Raw genomic sequence first — 21,353 nt, forward strand, 5'->3', positions numbered from 1 at the left:
CGCCCCAAACGCATAGCGGGGCGGAGAAGCATTACAGTTCCTGTTCAAACAATACCAGTATTGCTTCATACAGTTGCTTGACGCTGAAGCCCCGGGCTGGGGTGGTGAAAATGGTATCGTCGCCGGCGATGGTGCCGAGAATCCCTTCCGATTTGCCCAGCGAGTCCAGCAGGCGGGCGATCAGCTGGGCTGCGCCAGGGCTGGTGTGAATCACGACCACCGCGTCGTTGTAATCCACGTCCAGCACCAGGTTTTTTAGCGGGCTGGTGGTGGTGGGAACACCCAGTTCGGCAGGCAGACAGTAAACCATTTCCATCTTCGCGTTGCGGGTACGCACCGCGCCAAACTTGGTCAGCATGCGGGATACCTTGGACTGGTTGATGTTCTCGAACCCATCGTCCTGCAGCGCCTGCACAATTTCGCTTTGCGAACTGAATTTCTCTTCTTTTAACAGCGCTTTGAACGCCTTAACCAGATCTTCTTGTTTAGTGGAGTTACGCATTCTGCACCGTGTCCGGGAAAAAGTGGAACATGCGGCCATTATGCATTTGAATGAATTTTTATGCAATATGAGCGCGTATAAAACCGGATTATTGGCCTGAGACAGCGGACTTAGTGGGCGGTGGGGCAATACTTTACCAGGGTGTCAAAAAATGTGCTCTTCATCACATAAAAGTAAAATAAATGTTATCAAAATGATGTTGTTTGGAGGCTGATGGTCGGTGTAATGTAACACACCCGTTAATCAGTCGTGGGCTTATGCCGGGGCATACTACAATTGCCTGTTACTTTAATTACCTTTCAGATATCAGGCAGATTGTTAGTTTATTATTAATCACATAGTGCGTTATCGCTGCGTGCCTATTTATCGCTGCGGACCTATGTAGTGTCCTTCTGAAAACAGGTCTGACGCCTGGCTTCTCTCGCGAGCATAAACGTTTTTAACTAAACGCATCCACGGTAATTTTACTTAACATAATAAGGAGTTTAGGATGAAAGTTGCAGTTCTCGGAGCCGCAGGTGGTATTGGTCAAGCCCTTGCCCTTCTCCTCAAAACCCAGCTTCCTTCAGGTTCAGAGCTCTCTCTTTATGATATCGCCCCCGTTACGCCGGGTGTAGCTGTCGATCTGAGCCACATTCCCACCGATGTGAAAATCAAAGGTTTCAGCGGTGAAGATGCTACTCCTGCTCTGGAAGGCGCAGATGTTGTGCTGATGTCTGCCGGGGTGGCCCGTAAGCCGGGGATGGATCGTTCCGACCTGTTTAATGTGAACGCAGGGATTGTGCGTAACCTGGTTTCGCAGATTGCCCGTACCTGCCCTAAAGCCTGTATCGGCGTTATCACCAACCCGGTCAATACCACGGTGGCGATTGCCGCCGAAGTGCTGAAGCAGGCCGGCGTGTATGACAAAGACAAACTGTTTGGCGTCACGACGCTGGACATTATCCGTTCCAGCACTTTCGTTGCCGAACTGAAAGGCAAACAGCCGCAGGCCATCGACGTGCCGGTTATCGGCGGCCACTCCGGCGTCACCATCCTGCCGTTGTTGTCCCAGATTCCGGGCGTGAGCTTCACCGAGCAGGAAGTGGCCGATCTGACCAAACGTATTCAGAATGCGGGCACCGAAGTTGTGGAAGCGAAAGCCGGCGGCGGGTCAGCAACCCTTTCTATGGGCCAGGCAGCCGCACGCTTTGGTCTGTCTCTGGTTCGCGCTCTGCAGGGTGAAAGCGGCGTGGTTGAGTGCGCTTATGTGGAAGGCGATGGCAAACACGCTCGTTTCTTTGCTCAACCGCTGTTGCTGGGCAAAAACGGCATTGCTGAGCGTAAAGACATCGGTGCGCTGAGCGCGTTTGAACAGCAGGCTCTGGTTAGCATGCTGGATACCCTGAAGCAGGATATCGCGCTGGGCGAAGAGTTCGTTAACAAGAAATAATCACCTTTGTGTGAACATACTGTTGATAAGGCCGGAGTCTATTCCCCGGCCTTTCTTTTTTCCGGAAGCATTATTCGGATTGCGGATCATACGGCGGACGGATCAGTTTTTTGCGGTCGAGTAGTTCTTGTGTTTCAGGATCGTAATAGCGACTGGGCCATATTTCCGATGGGTGAATACCCAGCGCGTCGGCTATTAACCATTCGCCCTTCGGCCATGGGCGGGATAAAGCATTGGCCAGCGTGGAAGAACTCAACCCGGCGGCTCGTGATACGGCCGCGAGCGTTGTCCCTTTCTTTCTCAGTGCCGCAATAATATCGGCGGGATGCCAGTCATTTTTCCTTGAATTCATAATCCTTCCCTTATTGCTATTAAGACGACAGCGTATTAATGGTATAACTAACGGCTCATGGTGAATGGTTTCGCTAACCAAAAGCCATTATTTGGAAATAATATAGCACCAATTTCCTTAATATTTCCAAATTAATTTCCAAATGGATCTGAATAGGTAACGAGTATCTCTATCGGGATGAAAAGGACATGAAAAAAGAGTGGTTTGCGACCAGCGAATTGGTTGGTATTGGCGGACTCCCTAAATCACGGCAAGGATTGAATAAGCGAGCCCGAGAAGATGGTTGGGAAAAGCGTCGCCGTAAAGGTGTACAAGGACGAGGGGTAGAATATTCTATCCATAGCTTGCCTCAGTCTGTTCAGCAAACACTGCTGATGCAGGAAACGTCAGGTGAATATTCGGCAAAGCCGTCAGACATGCTGTCAGTCTGGATCCAGATTTACCATCAGTTATCTGTCCCGGAACGGGAAAAACTGATTGCGTATATCATGCGCGAAGGCGTGTCTGCCACGCTGAAACAGCTGGGTCTTGCCAATCCGGCAAGCGCGACTTTGATAAAAGATTTTTCTGATTAAGTGACTCAGCCATTCCCGATTTTTTGTATTGCGGAATGGCTTTCTCCCCTCTTTATCCTCACCTGATTTCTCTCTGTGGAACTTTCCTGATCGCGATTAATGCTACCTTTAACACTATTGCATTAGTGGTTTGAATAAAATTAGTCTATTATATGGAAACGTAATTGCTGTTTTAGTCATCTAATTGCGTATTCGTATCAGGAACGAGATGAAAGGGAGAAGGATGATGGAAAAGGCATGGTTTACCACCAATGAATTGTTAGGCGTGGCAGGGTTGCCGAAGTCTCGCCAGGGGCTCAATAAAAGAGCCAAGGAACATGGCTGGGAGAAACGGCGTCGCAAAGGTGTTCAGGGTAAGGGCGTCGAATACGCTGTCTGGAGCTTGCCGGAGGAGGTGAAAACCAGCCTCATGCAGGAAACCCCGCCCGACTACGTCGGGAAATCGGCGACTGTTCAGGAACACACCTGGATACAGATTTACCACCAGCTTTCCGTGGAAGAACGTACCCGGCTGATTGGACATATTCTGCGCGAAGGGGCGATGGGAATGCTGGCCCGCCTGGAAAACGGGCCGCAGGAGTACAAAATTAAGGAAGAATGACTCAGAAGTCGCGTTGTACCGCGAGATGAGCCAGGCCTTCAAGCGCCGTGCGAAAATCACTGGCAGGCAGGCATTGAATAGCGGTAATAGCTTTGTCGGCTTCTTCTTCGGCTCTCTGTCGGGTGTAAGCCAGAGAGCCGCAGGATTGCATGGCCGCCAGCACGGGCTCCAGCAAATGGCGCCCATTACCTTCTTCGATCGCCTGGCGGATCATGGCGCGCTGCTCTTCGTTGCCGTGATGCATGGCATGCAGCAACGGCAACGTGGGCTTGCCTTCGTTCAGATCATCGCCGGTATTTTTCCCCAGCGTTTTGCCGTCGGCGCTGTAATCGAGCAAATCGTCAATCAGTTGGAAGGCGGTGCCGAGGTAACGGCCGTAGTCCTGTAAGGCCTGTTCCTGCTCGCTGCTGGCGCCCGACAAAATGGCGGATGACTGCGCCGCCGCCTCGAACAACCGGGCCGTTTTGCTGTAAATCACCCGCATGTAACTGTCTTCGGTAATGTCCGGATCGTTGCAGTTCATGAGCTGAAGCACTTCGCCTTCTGCGATGACGTTGACGGCGTCGGACATCACCGACATGACGCGCAACGAAGCCAGGCTGGTCATCATCTGAAAAGCGCGGGTATAAATGAAGTCGCCTACCAACACACTGGCGGCATTGCCGAACGCGGCATTTGCCGTAGCTTTTCCCCGACGCATATCGGATTCGTCGACCACATCGTCGTGAAGGAGAGTGGCGGTATGGATGAATTCAATCAGCGCGGCAACGGTAATGTGTTTGTCACCCTGGTAGTTCAGCGCCCTGGCGGTTAATACCGCAATCATAGGCCGGATACGCTTGCCGCCACCGCTGATGATGTAATTTCCTAACTGATTGATCAGGACAACGTCGGAGTTGAGCTGATCCAGTATGGTCTGGTTGACGGCGGCCATATCCTGTGCGCTTAACGCTGTGATTTGCTCTAAGTTCATTGTTTCTGCCAGCTGATTGCTTCTGTTTCTGCCGTGAAAATGCTGATGGTGTCGGCACTGAAAAGGGGAACGTTAGGCCTGATTGTACTTGAAAAACGGCGCAGATAAACGGCAGTTCATGGGTTGTATCCTTTTTCTTCACATTGATTGATTCTGCGCTTGTCATCAGTGGGTTTTTTGCGTAGAATTCGCGCCCTATTGTGAATATTTATAGCGCGCTTCACATCATTCAAAGAAGCACGCGGAAAGCGGAGTTTTATATGTACGCGGTTTTCCAAAGTGGTGGTAAACAACACCGAGTAAGCGAAGGCCAGACCGTTCGCTTGGAAAAGCTGGACATCGCAACCGGTGAAGCTGTTGAGTTTGACCAGGTTCTGATGGTTGCCAATGGTGAAGATGTCAAAATCGGCGTTCCTTTCGTCGACGGCGGCAAAATCAAGGCTGAAGTCGTTGCTCACGGCCGTGGCGAGAAAGTTAAAATCGTTAAGTTTCGTCGCCGTAAACACTACCGTAAGCAGGCTGGCCACCGTCAGTGGTTCACTGACGTGAAAATCACCGGCATCAGCGCTTAAGTTTTAGGAGAGCGGATTAATGGCACACAAAAAAGCTGGCGGTTCTACTCGTAACGGCCGCGACTCAGAAAGCAAACGTCTTGGCGTAAAACGCTTCGGCGGTGAATCAGTTCTGGCTGGCAGCATCATCGTTCGTCAGCGTGGCACCAAGTTCCACGCAGGCAGCAACGTAGGCTGCGGTAAAGACCACACCCTGTTTGCTCTGTCTGACGGTAAAGTCAAATTCGAAGTTAAAGGCCCGAACAGCCGTAAATATATCAGCATCGTCGCTGAGTAATTTTTCGGTATCAGGTTGAATAATAAAGCCCTGCAACTTGTTGCAGGGCTTTTTACATTTGCGCGGCACAATACAGATACGCGGCATAATACAGAAATCGATAAAAAGAACAGGTGATGTGATGAAACAGAATGCTGTCATCGGGTTTTGTCTGGCGCTGACTACCGCCATATGCTGGGGAGCGCTGCCAATCGCGATGAAACAGGTTCTGGTAGCGATGGAGCCTTATACCATCGTCTGGTACCGCTTTTTGATCGCCTCCGTCGGGCTGTGGATTTTCCTGTACAGCAAAGGCAAATTGCCGACGCCGCGGGTATTTGATCATCAGCGTTGGTGGATTCTGCTGTTGATAGCCACCGGCGGGTTGCTGGGCAATTTCGTGCTGTTCAGCTCATCTTTGCAATATCTGAGCCCTACGGCGTCGCAGGTGATCGGGCAGTTGTCGACGGTGGGGTTGATGGTTGCCAGCGTTGTGATCCTCAAGGAAAAGATGCGCGTGAATCAAATCATCGGCGCCGGGGTACTGATTTGCGGATTATTGATGTTTTTCAACAATAGTCTGGTGGAGCTTTTTACCCGACTGACGGATTACACCTTCGGGATATTGCTGGGGGTAGCGGCTTCCACGGTATGGGTGGCCTATGGAGTGGCACAAAAGGTGTTACTGCGTCGTCTGACTTCGCAACAGCTGCTTTTTCTGCTGTATACGCTCTGTGTACTGTTTATCACCCCGTTGGCAAAACCGGGGGTGATTTTCCAACTGACTGGCTGGCAATTGGCCTGTCTGCTGTTTTGCGGCGCGAATACTCTGGTGGGATACGGGGCGCTGGCTGAGGCTATGGCGCGCTGGCAGGCCGCTCAGGTGAGTACCATCATTACGCTGACGCCGTTGTTTACGCTGTTTTTTTCGGATTTATTGTCATTGGCCTGGCCTTCGGTATTTGCCGCGCCGGCTCTCAATCTGCTGGGGTATATCGGCGCCTTTGTCGTGGTGACCGGCGCGATGTTCTCTGCGATTGGGCATCGTCTGATCGCATTAAAACGCGACAAGCGTCCTAGGGTTTGATGAGGTAGGAACAGGCCGCGCGGATACTCTGAACAAAGGGTGGCGAAGCGAATCAGGGCTGATTATTTTTAATACAGGTGAAATCCTTTCGCCAAGCAGGTACAATCAGCGCCCTTTTATCGGAACGGTTCTGATGCGTCGGTTTTTCAGTGGCAGGTGACATACTGCGGTTATCTGTCATCAACCCAATTCGTTGAGCCAAAGAGAACCAATAAATTATTCAAACGCGTCGGTCATTCTCTATTGGTTTTTTGCGGAGACAGTTCATGAAGTTTGTAGATGAAGCCACCATTCTGGTGGTGGCGGGTGACGGTGGCAATGGCTGTGTCAGCTTCCGTCGTGAAAAATATATTCCCAATGGCGGGCCTGACGGCGGTGACGGCGGCGACGGCGGTGACGTCTACCTGCTGGCGGATGAAAACCTTAATACCCTGATTGACTACCGCTTTGAGAAAAGCTTCCGTGCGGAACGCGGCCAGAATGGTCAGAGCCGTGACTGCACCGGCAAGCGTGGCAAAGACATCACCATCAAGGTCCCCGTCGGTACGCGCGTGCTGGATAAAAGCACGGGTGAAGTACTGGGTGACATGACCCGTAATCAGCAGAAACTGATGGTCGCCAAAGGCGGATGGCACGGGCTGGGTAATTCCCGCTTCAAATCCTCCGTCAACCGTGCGCCGCGACAGAAAACCAACGGTACGCCGGGCGAAGAGCGTGAGTTGATGCTGGAGCTGTTGCTGCTGGCGGATGTCGGTATGCTGGGTTTGCCGAATGCCGGGAAATCAACGTTTATTCGCGCAGTGTCGGCCGCTAAGCCGAAGGTGGCGGATTATCCGTTTACCACGCTGGTGCCGAGCCTGGGCGTGGTGCGCATGGACAGCGAGAAGAGCTTCGTGGTGGCAGACATCCCCGGTCTTATCGAAGGCGCGTCCGAAGGCGCTGGGCTGGGGATCCGTTTCCTGAAGCATCTGGAGCGCTGCCGCGTGTTGCTGCATCTGATCGATCTGGCGCCGATCGATGAATCCGATCCGATCGAAAATGCCAAAGTGATCGTTAATGAATTGCAGCAGTACAGCGCGTCTCTGGCGGAAAAACCGCGCTGGCTGGTGTTCAACAAGGTTGATCTGCTGGAGAAAGGCGAGGCGGAAAAACGCGCGAAAGAGATCGCGGCCGCACTTGGCTGGGAAGGTAAATATTACCTGATTTCCGCAGCCAACCGGGAAGGGGTAAATGCCCTGTGCTGGGATGTGATGAATTTCCTCAATACTCAGCCGAAAGTGCTGGCCGAAGCAGAGAACAAGGCGCCTGAGAAAGTCGACTTCATGTGGGATGATTACCACCGCGAACAGTTGGAAGCCGCCAAGGCGGAAGCTGAAGAGGAGTGGGATGACGACTGGGATGAAGATGACGACGAAGGCGTTGAAATTATTTACCAGCATTAATCGCCACCAGGCCATCTAGGCAGTGGTCGAAAAGAAAAATTTGCTTGTTAGTTGTGTATGTTTCCCTTATCAGCCAGGCAGATAAGGGAATTTTTTATCAGTCAGTTAATTGTTCTGGTATATATCTTTGTAAACGCGGCTTTCGAAGCGAACCAGCGGAATGCGGCGTTCTTTTTGATCTTCCGGTGGAACCGCGTAACCGGAGAGATACTGTACGAAGGCCATTCGCTGGCCGCTGGCGGTGGTGATAAAGCCCGCCAGGTTGTACACCCCTTGCAACGCGCCGGTTTTGGCCGAGACTTTGCCATCAAGCCCGGCTTCATGCAGGCCGGCACGATAGCGTAATGTCCCGTCATAGCCCGCCAGCGGCAGCATCTTGATGTAATTCAATTCGTTATCGTGTTGAGCAATATACTGCAGCACCTGCATCATGGTTGCCGGCGCGATCAGGTTATGTCTGGACAACCCTGAGCCGTCAACGATGATGGTGTTGCCCAGGTCGATTCCGGCTTTCTGACGCAGGATCTGGCGAACGGCGTCAGCGCCGGCGCGCCAGGTTCCGGGAACCTTGAAACGCTCATGCCCGATGGTGCGAAATACGGTATCGGCAATCATGTTGTCCGATTTTTTCAGCATGGTGGTCAACAATTCGTGCAACGGCTCCGACTCGGTTTGCGCCAGTACGGTGCCGGGAGCGCCAGGCAGCGATTGCCGGCGCAGGCTGCCGGCGATGCGGATGTCCGCCTGTTGCAGTTCGTCTTTCACGATCGCGCCGGCGTAGCTGGCGCCGTCCTGTATGGCGAACGCCAGCGGCAACGGTTCGGCGCGCTGCGTCAGGCAGCCAGTAACGGTAAAGCGGTTGAGTTCACCCGGCACTACATCCAACTCGCAATACTGAGCGTCTGGGGAGCCTTTCGCCAGGGTGCGAACTTCACTGAACATTTGCACCGGATAATAGGACGCGACGCGGATAAATGCGTTATCGCCTGCCTTGGGGGCGCTGTAGAGCGAGATGGAAAAACAGTTTTTGTCGACAATCGCGGCAGCGGGCGGCGCGCTGAAACACTGAGTCATATCATTCCAGGGCCAGCCGGGCGCCTTGTCGTGGCTGGCGAATACGGACGTATCGATCAGGACGTCACCGCTGATTTCTCGAATTCCCCGTTTCTTGAGTTCCTGTACCATGTTACGGAGTTGCTGTCGTTTCAGCGATGGATCGCCGCTGAAGCGCACCGCCAGATTGCCGCGTAATACCCCGTTGGCGAGCGTGCCTTTGCTTTCCATCGTGGTGACGAAACGGTAATCCGGCCCCAGTTGCAACAGCGCAGCCAGCGCGGTGATGACTTTCTGCGTACTGGCGGGCAGCGCCATCTGCTGACTGTGATAATCGACAGCCGGGGTAGATGCTCCGACTTTTTGCACCACCAGCGCCAGATTGGCCCCATCGGGCAGATATTTGGTGTACTCGTCAATGGGGGCGGCGTTGGCCTGTAGGGCAACTGCGCAGGCAAAACCGGTCAGAATCGATAAAAAACGCATAATCTCAATTAAGTACAGGGTAACGTGGTGGTCATACTACGGCGCATCAAGGGATAAAGTAAACGATGACCCTGGTGGAACTCTGGGGTAAAATGCGTATCAAAATGCAAAAACGCGTCTGGCCTGGAAGGAATGTTCCGGGCGAGGCTATTTTTGTTTAAATTGTCAGGATGACGGTAACGTGAGCCGTACGGATTTTTTAGAGGTAGTGACGATATGAAACAATTTCCGATGACGTTGCGTGGTGCTGAAAAGTTACGCGAGGAGCTGGACTTCCTGAAGTCAGTACGCCGGCCCGAAATTATTGCGGCGATTGCCGAGGCGCGTGAGCACGGTGATTTGAAAGAAAACGCAGAATACCATGCCGCTCGCGAGCAGCAGGGATTCTGTGAAGGTCGGATTCAGGAAATTGAAGCCAAACTGTCTAACGCCCAGGTTATCGACGTCACCAAGATGGCGGCGAACGGTCGCGTGATTTTTGGCGCTACGGTAACCGTGATGAACCTGGATACCGAAGAAGAGCAGACCTACCGTATCGTGGGTGACGACGAAGCCGACTTCAAACAGAACCTCATTTCTGTCAACTCGCCGATTGCGCGGGGGTTAATAGGCAAAGAAGAGGATGACGTGGTGACGATCAGCACGCCGGGCGGGGTCGTGGAGTACGAAATCCTGAAGGTGGAATATCTCTGATTCCTATTGACTGGCAAGGCGCCAGCCTCGATTGTAAAGAAAGGAAAAAGGCCGATATCGGCCTTTTTTCTCACCAGCGGGTCATGGAACCTTGCCGGGAAACAGGGTAACCTGAACCGAAAATGTTAACGGGGCAACACAATCTTGCGTTCTTTTGACGCACGATAGAGTACCAGAGTGTGGCCGATGACCTGGACATTACTGGCGCCGGTTTCGCGCAGAATGGCATCGACAATCAGGCCCTTGGTTTCACGATCCTCAGCGGCGATTTTCACCTTGATCAGTTCGTGATGTTCCAAAGCCTGCTCGATTTCAGCCAGCACACCTTCAGTGAGGCCGTTGTTGCCCAGCATGACGACCGGCTTCAACGGGTGAGCCAGGCCTTTCAGGTGCTGTTTTTGTTTGTTACTCAGATTCATTGTCTTTTTTGCTTAGGTTGGGATTGAAAACGGGCCATTCTACCGCCATCTCATGATTATCACCAATCCGGCTATACAGATTGGCTGTCGTTGAGACGTTTTGCCCGCCGCTGGCACTTAATTAACACTAGTTAGAAAAAATCATAGTTGGAAAATCGATGGCTAACAAAAAGCGTTCTGCAAGTTCCACCCGCTGGTTGCAGGAACACTTTAGCGACAAATATGTACAGCAGGCGCAGAAAAAAGGGCTTCGCTCGCGCGCTTGGTTTAAACTTGATGAGATACAGCAGACTGACCGGCTGTTCAAACCCGGCATGACCGTGGTGGATCTTGGCGCAGCGCCAGGCGGATGGTGCCAGTATGTTGTCAGTCAGATTGGTGGAAAAGGGCGCATTATCGCGTGCGATCTTTTACCGATGGATCCTATTGTTGGAGTCGATTTCCTTCAAGGGGATTTCCGTGATGAATTAGTGCTCAAAACCCTGCTGGAGCGGGTTGGAGACGAGAAGGTTCAGGTGGTGATGTCCGACATGGCCCCGAACATGAGCGGTACTCCGGCGGTGGATATTCCCCGCGCCATGTATCTGGTTGAACTTGCGCTGGACATGTGTCGGGATATATTAGCGCCCGGTGGCAGTTTCGTAGTGAAAGTATTTCAGGGAGTGGGCTTCGATGAGTATCTGCGTGAGATTCGCTCCCTGTTTACGACGGTGAAGATTCGTAAGCCAGATGCCTCGCGAGCCCGGTCCCGTGAGGTGTACATTGTAGCGACAGGTCGTAAACTGTAGTACCCTGACGCTATTTTTTAACACAGTTGTAATATGAGGTTAATCCCTTGAGTGACATGGCGAAAAACCTGATTCTCTGGTTGGTCATCGCGGTAGTGCTGATGTCCGTATTCCAGAGCTTTGGGCCCAGCGAGTCGAATGGCCGTAGGGTGGATTATTCAACCTTTTTGACTGAAGTGAATCAGGATCAGGTCCGTGAAGCGCGTATCAACGGGCGCGAGATCAATGTTGTCAAAAAAGACAGCAGCCGCTACACCACGTACATCCCTGTCAACGATCCTAAACTGCTGGATAACCTTCTGACCAAAAATGTGAAAGTGGTTGGCGAACCGCCGGAAGAACCGAGCCTGCTGGCTTCTATCTTCATTTCCTGGTTCCCGATGCTGTTGCTGATTGGTGTCTGGATTTTCTTCATGCGCCAGATGCAGGGCGGAGGCGGCAAAGGTGCCATGTCTTTTGGTAAAAGCAAGGCACGGATGCTGACGGAAGATCAGATTAAAACCACGTTCGCCGATGTGGCGGGCTGTGATGAAGCCAAAGAAGAAGTTGCCGAGCTGGTGGAGTACCTGCGCGAGCCGAGCCGCTTTCAGAAACTGGGTGGTAAAATTCCGAAAGGCGTGCTGATGGTCGGCCCGCCGGGGACCGGTAAAACCTTGCTGGCGAAAGCCATCGCCGGTGAAGCGAAAGTGCCGTTTTTCACCATTTCCGGTTCCGACTTCGTAGAAATGTTTGTGGGCGTCGGTGCTTCTCGTGTGCGTGACATGTTCGAGCAGGCCAAGAAAGCTGCGCCCTGCATCATCTTTATCGATGAAATCGACGCCGTGGGCCGCCAGCGTGGCGCGGGTCTGGGCGGTGGTCATGACGAACGCGAACAGACGCTGAACCAGATGTTGGTTGAGATGGATGGTTTTGAAGGCAACGAAGGCATCATCGTTATCGCCGCGACTAACCGTCCCGACGTGCTGGACCCGGCGTTGCTGCGTCCCGGTCGTTTTGACCGTCAGGTGGTGGTTGGCTTGCCGGATGTCCGTGGACGTGAACAGATTCTGAAAGTCCATATGCGCCGCGTACCGCTGTCGCCGGATATTGACGCTTCCGTTATCGCACGCGGTACGCCGGGCTTTTCTGGGGCGGATTTGGCTAACCTGGTGAACGAAGCTGCGTTGTTTGCGGCTCGCGGCAACCGTCGCGTGGTTTCGATGGTGGAATTCGAGAAGGCCAAGGACAAAATCATGATGGGGGCGGAACGCCGCTCTATGGTGATGACCGAAGCGCAGAAAGAATCCACCGCCTATCACGAAGCGGGCCATGCGATTATCGGCCGTCTGGTGCCGGAGCACGATCCGGTGCACAAAGTGACGATCATCCCGCGCGGCCGTGCTCTGGGTGTGACTTTCTTCCTGCCTGAGGGTGATGCGATCAGCGCCAGCCGTCAGAAACTGGAAAGCCAGATTTCCACGCTGTACGGCGGCCGTCTGGCTGAAGAAATCATCTACGGATCCGAGCATGTTTCTACCGGCGCTTCCAATGACATCAAAGTGGCGACGTCCATCGCCCGCAACATGGTGACGCAATGGGGCTTTTCGGAAAAGCTGGGGCCTTTGCTGTATGCGGAAGAAGAAGGCGAAGTGTTCCTCGGCCGTTCTGTAGCCAAAGCCAAGCATATGTCGGATGAAACGGCGCGTATCATCGATCAGGAAGTTAAGGCATTGATCGAACGCAACTATCAGCGTGCCCGCGAATTGCTGATGGCCAATATGGACATTCTGCATTCGATGAAGGACGCGCTGATGAAGTATGAGACTATCGATGCGCCGCAAATCGATGATCTGATGTCGCGTAAAGACGTTCGCCCGCCAGCCGGCTGGGAAGAACCGACTTCGGGCAATAACTCTTCGTCGTCTGACAATGGCGGGGCTCCTAAGGCGCCGACGCCGGCGGATGAACCTCATGCGCCGACACCGGGCAATACCATGTCCGGGCCTTTGAACGACAAGTAATGGTATGACGGCCCCCTGGCGGGCCACAGCTTCCCTCCAACCCCGGCTTGCCGGGGTTTTTTACTCCGGTAGGGCATGCTGGCTAGACGAATTTGAGAAGCAAAACATGAAACTGAACGCTCGTGGATTGACGCTGGATCTCTCCTGTCCCCAGGTTATGGGGATCTTGAATGTCACTCCGGATTCCTTCTCCGACGGCGGTAAACACAACACGCTGAACACGGCTTTGATCCATGCCGAGCAGATGATTTCTGCCGGCGCCACTTTCATTGATGTGGGGGGCGAGTCTACCCGACCGGGCGCAGACGAAGTCAGTACCGATGAAGAATTGGAGCGGGTTGTGCCGGTGGTGGAAGCGCTGGCGCAACGCTTTGAAACCTGGATTTCGGTGGATACGTCCAAGCCTGAAGTGATTACCGCCTGTGCGCAGGCCGGCGCACACCTTATCAACGATATTCGGGCGCTTAGAGAGCCGGGTGCGCTGGAGGCGGCGGCGGCAACAGGTCTTCCTGTGTGCCTGATGCATATGCAGGGATTGCCGAGAACCATGCAACATACGCCGCATTATGACGATGTGGTAGGTGAGGTTTCGGCGTTTTTTGAGCATCATATTGCCCGTTGTGTCGCCGCCGGTATTCCGCGCGACCAGTTATTGCTGGATCCTGGGTTCGGCTTCGGCAAGAATCTGCAGCATAATTATCGGTTGCTGGGGAACCTGGAAGAATTACATCGCTTCGGTTTGCCGTTGCTGGTTGGTATGTCCAGAAAAACCATGATTGGGCAATTGCTGGGTGTTCCGCCGCTTGAACGGGTTTATGGCAGTGTAGCAGCGGCGGTTATTGCCGCGATGAAGGGTGCCCATATTATCCGTGTCCATGATGTGAAAGCGACGGTGGATGCAATACGTGTAGTCGAAGCAACTCTATCAGCGAAGGAATAACAACAATTATGAGTAGCCGCAAATATTTTGGCACTGACGGTATTCGGGGCAAGGTGGGCGATCTGCCGATTACGCCTGATTTTGTATTGAAGCTGGGATGGGCTGCCGGCAAAGTTCTGGCGCGTCATGGTTCCAGAAAAATTATTATTGGCAAAGATACCCGTATTTCCGGCTACATGCTGGAGTCTGCGCTTGAGGCCGGGCTGGCGGCGGCTGGCTTGTCCGCATCGTTCACCGGACCTATGCCAACCCCGGCGGTGGCTTATCTGACCCGTACCTTTCGTGCTGAAGCCGGGATCGTGATTTCGGCGTCACATAACCCCTACTACGACAACGGTATCAAGTTCTTTTCGATTGACGGCACCAAGTTGCCGGACGAAGTGGAGGAGGCGATCGAAGCAGAAATGGAAAAACCATTGACCTGCGTCGAATCCGCCGAATTGGGCAAGGCGAACCGTATCGTTGATGCTGCCGGGCGCTATATCGAATTTTGTAAAGGCACGTTTCCCAGTGAACTGAGCCTCAGCGGACTTAAAATCGTGGTGGATTGCGCCAATGGCGCTACCTACCACATTGCGCCCAGCGTGCTGCGTGAGTTAGGCGCACGGGTGATTGCCATTGGTTGTGAACCCGATGGCATGAACATCAATGAACAGTGCGGAGCTACTGACGTCACGCAATTGCAGGCGCGGGTGCTGTCTGAAAAAGCGGATGTCGGTCTGGCGTTTGATGGTGATGGCGATCGCCTGATTATGGTTGATCACCAGGGCAACAAAGTCGATGGCGATCAGATCCTGTACATCATCGCGCGCGAAGCGCTGCGTCAGGGGCAATTGCGCGGTGGTGCGGTCGGTACATTGATGAGCAACATGGGACTGGAGCTGGCGCTAAAACAGTTAGGCGTCCCGTTTGCTCGTGCCAAGGTGGGAGACCGCTACGTGCTGGAGTTGATGCAGTCGAAAGGCTGGCGTCTGGGCGCTGAAAACTCCGGCCACGTTATCCTGTTGGATAAAACCACTACCGGTGATGGCGTTATCGCAGGCTTACAGGTACTGACTGCCATGGTCCGCAACCATATGAGCCTGCATGACCTGTGCAGCGGCATGAAGCTCTTTCCGCAAATACTGGTCAATGTGCACTTCTCCGGAGAAGGAGATCCGCTGGAAAGCGAGCTGGTGAAGCAGGCCACGCAAGCGGTGGAAGAGCAATTGGCCGGTCGTGGCCGGGTATTACTGCGTAAGTCCGGTACAGAGCCCTTGATCCGGGTCATGGTGGAAGGGGAAGACGAAGCGACGGTGACGCAGATGGCAAATCGCATTGCCGATGCGGTAAAAGCGGCCGGCTAAGGGCAGAATAATGCGCCGACGGTGGTGGCAGGCTGCGAATGCCTGTCACACGGCGTGATAGCGTGAATGCCTATGTAATCAGTCGGCTAGCCAGTATTTTCCGGTCTTTCTTTTTCGGCCGCTGGTTTTTTCCTCAATCAGTGGGTTGGCGCCAAATTACCCTTGCGTACGCCCGATGCTTTAGTTAGTATTCAGACCCGCTTTATAGGGGAGTTACCTCTCCTGGCGGGTAGTCGCGGGTAAGCCGCAAGAATTAGCGATGCCTCACCAGGTGGTGGGGATAAATAACAGGTACGACTATGTACGAAGCTCTTCTGGTAATTTTCCTGATTGTGGCGATTGGCCTGGTTGGTCTTATCATGCTGCAACAAGGTAAAGGTGCAGATATGGGAGCGTCGTTCGGAGCAGGGGCTTCCGCTACCTTGTTTGGTTCGAGCGGATCCGGCAATTTTATGACCCGAATGACGGCGCTGTTTGCCACGCTGTTTTTCGTACTCAGCCTGATTCTGGGGAACATGAGTTCCGACCACAGCAAGAAAGGCAGCGAGTGGGAAAACCTGAGTCAGCCAGCTGCGCCCGAAAAAGCAGAGCAGTCAAAAGCACCGACTGCACCGTCAAGCGATATTCCTAAATAATCGCGGGCGTTTCATCGGCGGGTAAACGCCGCTGATGATAAAAAGCAATTGTGATGCCGAGGTGGTGGAATTGGTAGACACGCTACCTTGAGGTGGTAGTGCCCGATTGGGCTTACGGGTTCAAGTCCCGTCCTCGGTACCAATCCTATAGATAACTTGCATTTTTGCGGTTGTCAGCGTAGTATTTGCCACGTTTTCGGACGCGGGGTGGAGCAGCTTGGTAGCTCGTCGGGCTCATAACCCGAAGGTCGTCGGTTCAAATCCGGCCCCCGCAACCACTTAACTTCCCAGAAAAGTTTTTTTTCAAATAAACTGTATTGCATCAAGCGCATTATCTACGGTGAATTCTGAAAGAATACTTGATGGTAGTTATGCCGCAGTAGTTTGCGGTAAATAGGGTCCAGTTGCACAAAGCCCCGATATATCGGGGTTTTTTGTTATCTGACAGCAGAATTACTGGGCTATTAAGCCCTTTTTTTATGTCTTGGGGGTGGGCTTGTCCACATTAGAACAAAAGTTAACAGAGATGATTTCGGCACCTGTTGAAGCCCTGGGCTATGAGCTGGTAGGCATTGAGTTCATTCGGGGACGCCAGTCGACACTGCGAATCTATATTGATAGTGAAGATGGCATCACTGTTGATGATTGTGCTGATGTTAGCCACCAGGTCAGTGCGGTACTGGATGTTGAGGATCCCATATCCGTTGCCTATAACCTGGAAGTGTCGTCGCCGGGCCTGGAACGGCCGCTCTTTACCGCTGCGCATTACGAGCGTTTCGCGGGTGAAGAAGTTAGCCTGGTGCTGCGCATGGCGGTGCAGAATCGCCGTAAGTGGCAGGGCATCATCAAATCCGTTGAAGGCGAGATGATCACCGTAACAGTGGAAGGCAAAGATGAAGTGTTCGCGCTGAGCAATATCCAGAAGGCGAACCTGGTACCCCACTTTTAAAGTTTGGATGAGGCAACTAGGATGAATAAAGAGATTCTGGCTGTTGTTGAAGCGGTTTCCAATGAAAAAGCCGTGCCGCGTGAAAAGATTTTTGAAGCGCTGGAGACTGCACTGGCGACAGCGACCAAGAAAAAATACGAGCAGGAAATTGATGTTCGTGTCTGTATCGATCGCAAAACCGGCGATTTCGATACCTTCCGTCGTTGGCAGGTCGTGAACGAAGTCACCCAGCCGACACGCGAAATCACCCTGGAAGCGGCGCAATTTGAAGAGCCAAGCGTGGAACTGGGTGGCTACATCGAAGATCAGATCGAATCCGTAACTTTCGACCGCATCACCACTCAGACCGCCAAGCAGGTTATCGTGCAGAAAGTGCGCGAAGCCGAGCGCGCCATGGTGGTTGACCAGTTCCGTGAACAGGAAGGCGAGATCGTCACCGGCGTGGTCAAAAAAGTTAACCGCGATAACATCACGCTGGATTTGGGCAGCAATGCTGAAGCTGTGATCGGCCGTGAAGACATGCTGCCGCGTGAGAACTTCCGCCCGGGCGACCGTATTCGCGGCGTCCTGTATGCCGTTCGTCCGGAAGCGCGTGGGGCGCAGCTGTTTGTGAGCCGTTCCCGCCCTGAAATGCTGATTGAATTGTTCCGTATCGAAGTGCCGGAAATCGGCGAAGAAGTTATTGAGATCAAAGCTGCAGCCCGTGATCCGGGTTCCCGCGCCAAGATCGCGGTCAAAACCAACGACAAGCGTATTGATCCGGTCGGTGCATGTGTGGGGATGCGCGGCGCGCGCGTTCAGGCGGTATCCAGCGAGCTGGGCGGCGAGCGTATCGATATCGTTCTGTGGGACGATAATCCGGCGCAGTTTGTCATTAACGCCATGGCGCCGGCCGATGTGGCGTCCATTGTAGTTGATGAAGACAAACACACTATGGACATCGCGGTTGAAGCCGGCAATCTGGCGCAGGCTATCGGTCGCAACGGTCAGAACGTTCGTCTGGCTTCTCAACTGAGCGGTTGGGAACTGAACGTGATGACGATTGAAGATCTGCAGGCGAAACACCAGGCAGAGGCTCATGCCGCCATCGATATTTTCACCAAGCACCTGGATATTGACGAAGAATTCGCGACGGCGCTGGTTGAAGAAGGCTTCTCTTCGCTGGAAGAACTGGCTTATGTGCCAATCCATGAGCTGCAGGAGATCGATGGTCTGGATGAAGAAACCATCGAAGCTCTGCGCGAACGGGCAAAAGCGGCGCTGACCACGCTGGCTCTGGCGAATGAAGAAAACCGTGGCAGTGGTCAGCCAGCGGAAGATTTGCTCAATTTATCTGGTCTGTCCCGCGAGCTGGCGTTTAAACTGGCCGCGCGCGGTGTTTGCACGCTGGAAGATCTTGCTGAGCAGGGCGTCGACGACCTGGCAGATATTGAAGGGCTTGATGAAACACAAGCCGGCGAGCTGATTATGGCTGCACGTAATATCTGTTGGTTTGGTGGCAGTAACGAATAACGAACTGTAGCAGGAAAGGAACAGCATGACAGATGTAACCCTAAAATCACTGGCCGCAGAGATCCAGACGCCGGTTGACCGCCTGATACAGCAGTTTGCTGATGCGGGAATCACCAAGTCTGCATCGGACTCTGTGACTCAGAATGAAAAAGAAACACTGCTGGCGCACCTGAACCGCGACCGCGGCGGCGCGCCGGGAAAATTGACACTGCAGCGTAAAACACGTAGCACTTTAAATATCCCCAGCACCGGTGGTAAGAGTAAATCGGTGCAGATCGAAGTCCGCAAGAAGCGCACCTATGTAAAACGCGATCCTCACGACGAGCAGCAGGCTGCGGCTGAGGAAGAGCAGGCACGGCGTGAAGCGGAAGAACAGGCGCAACGCGCAGCCGAAGATCAAGCCAAACGCGAGGCCGAAGAAAAGGCCAAACGTGAGGAAGAAGAGAAGGCAAAGCGCGCTGTTGCTGAAGAGCAAGCCAAACGTGAGGCCGCTGAAAAAGCTAAGCGTGACGTAGCGGAAAAAGAGAAAGTGAGCAACCAACAAAACGATAGTATGACTAAACCAGCTCAGGCTGAGAAAGCGCGTCGCGAAGCGGAAGCGGCTGAGCTCAAGCGTAAGGCGGAAGAATCGGCTCGTCGTAAGGTCGAGGAAGAAGCTCGTCGTATCGCAGAAGAGGCTCGCCAGATGGCAGAAGAAAATGCCGGACGTTGGGAAAAAGAAGGCGATGAAACCGAAGACGCGGATTACCACGTAACCACCTCCCATCACGCGCGTGAAGCGGAAGATGAGAATGATCGTCAGGTGGAAGGCGATCGTCGCGGTCGCGGTCGCGGCAGCAAGGTTACCAAACAGAAAAAAGGCAGCCGTCTGTCTGAATCGAAGGCCGATCGCGAAGAAGCCCGTGCGGTGACTCGCGGCGGTAAAGGCAAGCGTAAGCCGAGTACCCTGCAGCAGGGCTTCAATAAGCCTGTGCAGGCGGTCAACCGCGACGTGGTGATTGGCGAAACCATTACTGTGGCCGAGCTGGCGAACAAGATGGCCGTCAAAGGTTCTCAGGTCATCAAGGCCATGATGAAACTGGGCGCGATGGCCACCATCAACCAGGTTATCGATCAGGAAACCGCGCAGCTGGTAGCGGAAGAAATGGGTCATAAAGTGATCCTGCGCCGTGAAAACGAGCTGGAAGAAGCGGTAATGAGCGACCGCGATACCGGTTTGTCCTCCGCCGAATCGCGCGCGCCGGTAGTGACCATCATGGGTCACGTTGACCACGGTAAGACCTCGTTGCTGGACTACATCCGCTCCACCAAGGTAGCGGCTGGCGAGGCTGGCGGTATTACCCAGCATATCGGTGCCTATCACGTTGAAACTGACAACGGCATGATTACCTTCCTGGATACGCCGGGGCACGCCGCGTTTACCGCCATGCGTGCGCGTGGCGCGCAGGCTACGGATATCGTGGTGCTGGTTGTGGCCGCTGATGACGGTGTGATGCCTCAGACCATCGAAGCTGTTCAGCATGCCAAGGCCGCCAAGGTACCGGTGGTGGTTGCCGTCAACAAAATCGACAAACCGGAAGCCGATCCGGATCGCGTCAAAAACGAACTGTCTCAGTACGGCATCATGCCGGAAGAGTGGGGCGGTGAATCGCAGTTTGTGCATGTATCCGCCAAAAGCGGCGAAGGCATCGATGAACTGCTGGAAGCCATTTTGCTGCAGGCCGAAGTTCTGGAACTGAAAGCTATTCGCAGCGGCATGGCCAGCGGCGTGGTGATCGAGTCCTTCCTGGACAAAGGTCGTGGTCCGGTTGCGAGCGTGTTGGTACGTGAAGGTACGCTGAACAAGGGCGACATCGTACTGTGTGGTTTCGAATATGGCCGCGTGCGTGCCATGCGTGACGAACTGGGTCGCGAAATCACCGAAGCGGGTCCGTCCATTCCGGTGGAAATTCTGGGTCTGTCCGGTGTACCGGCGGCCGGTGACGAAGCGACAGTGGTGCGTGACGAGAAGAAAGCTCGTGAAGTGGCGCTTTACCGTCAGGGTAAGTTCCGCGAAGTGAAGCTGGCGCGTCAGCAGAAGTCCAAGCTGGAAAACATGTTCGCCAACATGACCGAGGGCGAAGTTTCCGAGCTGAACATTGTGATGAAAGCCGATGTTCAGGGGTCTGTGGAAGCGATTTCCGATTCGTTGCAGAAACTGTCCACCGACGAAGTCAAAGTCAAGATTGTGGGTTCCGGCGTGGGTGGGATCACCGAGACCGATGCCACCTTGGCCGCGGCCTCCAACGCGATCATCCTTGGCTTTAACGTGCGTGCGGATGCCTCTGCCCGTCGTATCGTCGAGGCGGAAGGCCTGGATCTGCGTTACTACTCCGTCATCTATGACCTGATCGACGAAGTGAAACAGGCGATGAGCGGTATGCTGGCGCCGGAATACAAGCAGGAAATTATCGGCCTGGCGGAAGTGCGCGATGTGTTCAAGTCACCGAAGTTTGGCGCGATTGCCGGCTGTATGGTGACCGAAGGGGTGGTGAAACGTCACAACCCAATCCGCGTGCTGCGTGACAACGTGGTTATCTTTGAAGGCGAGCTGGAATCCCTGCGCCGCTTCAAAGACGACGTCAACGAAGTCCGTAACGGTATGGAATGTGGTATCGGCGTGAAGAACTACAATGACGTTCGCACTGGCGACGTGATCGAAGTGTTTGAAACCATTGAGATCAAACGCACCATCGACTGA

21 protein-coding genes and 2 tRNA genes are annotated in these 21,353 nt (G+C 53.6%); 18 read left to right on the plus strand and 5 right to left on the minus strand.

Annotated elements, in window-relative coordinates; all coding sequences use genetic code 11:
• Positions 1–31: 31 nt before the first annotated feature.
• A complete protein-coding gene (gene argR / locus DXXMK7_RS02985) occupies positions 32–502 on the minus strand; it encodes a transcriptional regulator ArgR (protein WP_013316302.1) in 471 nt (156 codons plus the stop codon).
• Positions 503–992: 490 nt separating this feature from the next.
• Between argR and mdh the strand changes: the two genes are divergently transcribed.
• On the plus strand, positions 993–1,934 hold the full coding sequence (gene mdh / locus DXXMK7_RS02990) for a malate dehydrogenase (RefSeq protein WP_038662455.1): 942 nt from the start codon (positions 993–995) through the stop codon (positions 1,932–1,934).
• A gap of 70 nt (positions 1,935–2,004) precedes the next feature.
• Here mdh and DXXMK7_RS21575 read toward each other — a convergent pair whose 3' ends face one another.
• The gene (locus DXXMK7_RS21575; protein ID WP_071605150.1) at positions 2,005–2,286 is read right to left on the minus strand and encodes a helix-turn-helix transcriptional regulator; all 282 of its coding nucleotides are present in this window, start codon (positions 2,284–2,286) and stop codon (positions 2,005–2,007) included.
• A 188-nt stretch (positions 2,287–2,474) separates the two neighbouring features.
• Here DXXMK7_RS21575 and DXXMK7_RS02995 point away from each other — a divergent pair, with 188 nt between their 5' ends.
• Positions 2,475–2,861, plus strand: coding sequence for a DNA-binding protein (locus DXXMK7_RS02995; protein ID WP_038917801.1), 387 nt, complete (start codon positions 2,475–2,477; stop codon positions 2,859–2,861).
• A gap of 226 nt (positions 2,862–3,087) precedes the next feature.
• Positions 3,088–3,462 (plus strand): DNA-binding protein, encoded by a 375-nt coding sequence (locus DXXMK7_RS03000; protein WP_038920789.1) that lies wholly within the window; start codon positions 3,088–3,090, stop codon positions 3,460–3,462.
• A 1-nt stretch (position 3,463) separates the two neighbouring features.
• On the opposite strand, the gene ispB is transcribed toward DXXMK7_RS03000, so the two are convergent.
• Positions 3,464–4,435, minus strand: a complete 972-nt coding sequence (ispB, locus tag DXXMK7_RS03005) for an octaprenyl diphosphate synthase (protein WP_038662450.1) — start codon at positions 4,433–4,435, stop codon at positions 3,464–3,466.
• A 260-nt stretch (positions 4,436–4,695) separates the two neighbouring features.
• On the opposite strand from ispB, the gene rplU reads away from it, so the two are divergent.
• The 4 genes from rplU to cgtA all read left to right on the plus strand — a co-directional run bounded on the left by rplU (position 4,696) and on the right by cgtA (position 7,792).
• Complete coding sequence (gene rplU / locus DXXMK7_RS03010; protein WP_016943772.1) at positions 4,696–5,007, plus strand: 50S ribosomal protein L21; 312 nt, start codon at positions 4,696–4,698, stop codon at positions 5,005–5,007.
• A gap of 19 nt (positions 5,008–5,026) precedes the next feature.
• Positions 5,027–5,284: a 50S ribosomal protein L27 gene (rpmA, locus tag DXXMK7_RS03015; RefSeq protein ID WP_022632116.1), complete on the plus strand. Its 258-nt coding sequence runs from the start codon at positions 5,027–5,029 to the stop codon at positions 5,282–5,284.
• Positions 5,285–5,405: 121 nt separating this feature from the next.
• Positions 5,406–6,350 carry a DMT family transporter gene (locus tag DXXMK7_RS03020; RefSeq protein ID WP_038917802.1) on the plus strand — a complete coding sequence of 315 codons (945 nt, stop codon included), beginning with the start codon at positions 5,406–5,408 and terminating at the stop codon, positions 6,348–6,350.
• Positions 6,351–6,616: 266 nt separating this feature from the next.
• A complete protein-coding gene (cgtA, locus tag DXXMK7_RS03025) occupies positions 6,617–7,792 on the plus strand; it encodes an Obg family GTPase CgtA (RefSeq protein ID WP_038917803.1) in 1,176 nt (391 codons plus the stop codon).
• Positions 7,793–7,897: 105 nt separating this feature from the next.
• On the opposite strand, the gene dacB is transcribed toward cgtA, so the two are convergent.
• Positions 7,898–9,331, minus strand: a complete 1,434-nt coding sequence (gene dacB, locus DXXMK7_RS03030) for a serine-type D-Ala-D-Ala carboxypeptidase (protein WP_038917804.1) — start codon at positions 9,329–9,331, stop codon at positions 7,898–7,900.
• Positions 9,332–9,547: 216 nt separating this feature from the next.
• Between dacB and greA the strand changes: the two genes are divergently transcribed.
• Positions 9,548–10,024, plus strand: coding sequence for a transcription elongation factor GreA (gene greA, locus DXXMK7_RS03035; protein WP_019843796.1), 477 nt, complete (start codon positions 9,548–9,550; stop codon positions 10,022–10,024).
• 125 nt (positions 10,025–10,149) lie between these two features.
• Here the strand turns inward: greA and yhbY are convergent, their stop codons facing one another.
• The gene (yhbY, locus tag DXXMK7_RS03040; protein WP_013316313.1) at positions 10,150–10,443 is read right to left on the minus strand and encodes a ribosome assembly RNA-binding protein YhbY; all 294 of its coding nucleotides are present in this window, start codon (positions 10,441–10,443) and stop codon (positions 10,150–10,152) included.
• Between the two features lie 158 nt (positions 10,444–10,601).
• Between yhbY and rlmE the strand changes: the two genes are divergently transcribed.
• From rlmE to infB, 10 genes are all read left to right on the plus strand, one after another.
• On the plus strand, positions 10,602–11,231 hold the full coding sequence (gene rlmE, locus DXXMK7_RS03045; protein WP_038917805.1) for a 23S rRNA (uridine(2552)-2'-O)-methyltransferase RlmE: 630 nt from the start codon (positions 10,602–10,604) through the stop codon (positions 11,229–11,231).
• Between the two features lie 47 nt (positions 11,232–11,278).
• Positions 11,279–13,231 carry an ATP-dependent zinc metalloprotease FtsH gene (gene ftsH, locus DXXMK7_RS03050; protein ID WP_071605151.1) on the plus strand — a complete coding sequence of 651 codons (1,953 nt, stop codon included), beginning with the start codon at positions 11,279–11,281 and terminating at the stop codon, positions 13,229–13,231.
• 106 nt (positions 13,232–13,337) lie between these two features.
• Positions 13,338–14,171, plus strand: a complete 834-nt coding sequence (folP, locus tag DXXMK7_RS03055; RefSeq protein WP_038917807.1) for a dihydropteroate synthase — start codon at positions 13,338–13,340, stop codon at positions 14,169–14,171.
• A gap of 8 nt (positions 14,172–14,179) precedes the next feature.
• Positions 14,180–15,517: a phosphoglucosamine mutase gene (gene glmM / locus DXXMK7_RS03060; protein ID WP_038662425.1), complete on the plus strand. Its 1,338-nt coding sequence runs from the start codon at positions 14,180–14,182 to the stop codon at positions 15,515–15,517.
• 299 nt (positions 15,518–15,816) lie between these two features.
• Complete coding sequence (gene secG, locus DXXMK7_RS03065) at positions 15,817–16,152, plus strand: preprotein translocase subunit SecG (protein WP_038662423.1); 336 nt, start codon at positions 15,817–15,819, stop codon at positions 16,150–16,152.
• A gap of 55 nt (positions 16,153–16,207) precedes the next feature.
• A tRNA-Leu gene (locus tag DXXMK7_RS03070) sits at positions 16,208–16,294 on the plus strand.
• A 59-nt stretch (positions 16,295–16,353) separates the two neighbouring features.
• A tRNA-Met gene (locus DXXMK7_RS03075) sits at positions 16,354–16,430 on the plus strand.
• Positions 16,431–16,648: 218 nt separating this feature from the next.
• The gene (gene rimP, locus DXXMK7_RS03080) at positions 16,649–17,101 is read left to right on the plus strand and encodes a ribosome maturation factor RimP (RefSeq protein WP_013316320.1); all 453 of its coding nucleotides are present in this window, start codon (positions 16,649–16,651) and stop codon (positions 17,099–17,101) included.
• 21 nt (positions 17,102–17,122) lie between these two features.
• Positions 17,123–18,613, plus strand: coding sequence for a transcription termination factor NusA (nusA, locus tag DXXMK7_RS03085; RefSeq protein WP_038917809.1), 1,491 nt, complete (start codon positions 17,123–17,125; stop codon positions 18,611–18,613).
• A 25-nt stretch (positions 18,614–18,638) separates the two neighbouring features.
• Complete coding sequence (infB, locus tag DXXMK7_RS03090; RefSeq protein ID WP_038917810.1) at positions 18,639–21,353, plus strand: translation initiation factor IF-2; 2,715 nt, start codon at positions 18,639–18,641, stop codon at positions 21,351–21,353.

The organism is Dickeya sp. MK7 (genome assembly GCF_000406305.1).
Taxonomy (GTDB): domain Bacteria; phylum Pseudomonadota; class Gammaproteobacteria; order Enterobacterales; family Enterobacteriaceae; genus Dickeya; species Dickeya fangzhongdai.

Coding starts and splice junctions, on each gene's coding strand:
- folP (WP_038917807.1), top strand. CDS start 13,338: ATGAAACTGAACGCTCGTGGATTGACGCTGGATCTCTCCTGTCCCCAG.
- greA (WP_019843796.1), top strand. CDS start 9,548: ATGAAACAATTTCCGATGACGTTGCGTGGTGCTGAAAAGTTACGCGAG.
- infB (WP_038917810.1), top strand. CDS start 18,639: ATGACAGATGTAACCCTAAAATCACTGGCCGCAGAGATCCAGACGCCG.
- dacB (WP_038917804.1), bottom strand. CDS start 9,331: ATGCGTTTTTTATCGATTCTGACCGGTTTTGCCTGCGCAGTTGCCCTA.
- rpmA (WP_022632116.1), top strand. CDS start 5,027: ATGGCACACAAAAAAGCTGGCGGTTCTACTCGTAACGGCCGCGACTCA.
- rplU (WP_016943772.1), top strand. CDS start 4,696: ATGTACGCGGTTTTCCAAAGTGGTGGTAAACAACACCGAGTAAGCGAA.
- argR (WP_013316302.1), bottom strand. CDS start 502: ATGCGTAACTCCACTAAACAAGAAGATCTGGTTAAGGCGTTCAAAGCG.
- mdh (WP_038662455.1), top strand. CDS start 993: ATGAAAGTTGCAGTTCTCGGAGCCGCAGGTGGTATTGGTCAAGCCCTT.
- DXXMK7_RS02995 (WP_038917801.1), top strand. CDS start 2,475: ATGAAAAAAGAGTGGTTTGCGACCAGCGAATTGGTTGGTATTGGCGGA.
- ispB (WP_038662450.1), bottom strand. CDS start 4,435: ATGAACTTAGAGCAAATCACAGCGTTAAGCGCACAGGATATGGCCGCC.
- rlmE (WP_038917805.1), top strand. CDS start 10,602: ATGGCTAACAAAAAGCGTTCTGCAAGTTCCACCCGCTGGTTGCAGGAA.
- yhbY (WP_013316313.1), bottom strand. CDS start 10,443: ATGAATCTGAGTAACAAACAAAAACAGCACCTGAAAGGCCTGGCTCAC.
- DXXMK7_RS03020 (WP_038917802.1), top strand. CDS start 5,406: ATGAAACAGAATGCTGTCATCGGGTTTTGTCTGGCGCTGACTACCGCC.
- DXXMK7_RS21575 (WP_071605150.1), bottom strand. CDS start 2,286: ATGAATTCAAGGAAAAATGACTGGCATCCCGCCGATATTATTGCGGCA.
- nusA (WP_038917809.1), top strand. CDS start 17,123: ATGAATAAAGAGATTCTGGCTGTTGTTGAAGCGGTTTCCAATGAAAAA.
- glmM (WP_038662425.1), top strand. CDS start 14,180: ATGAGTAGCCGCAAATATTTTGGCACTGACGGTATTCGGGGCAAGGTG.
- DXXMK7_RS03000 (WP_038920789.1), top strand. CDS start 3,088: ATGGAAAAGGCATGGTTTACCACCAATGAATTGTTAGGCGTGGCAGGG.
- cgtA (WP_038917803.1), top strand. CDS start 6,617: ATGAAGTTTGTAGATGAAGCCACCATTCTGGTGGTGGCGGGTGACGGT.
- secG (WP_038662423.1), top strand. CDS start 15,817: ATGTACGAAGCTCTTCTGGTAATTTTCCTGATTGTGGCGATTGGCCTG.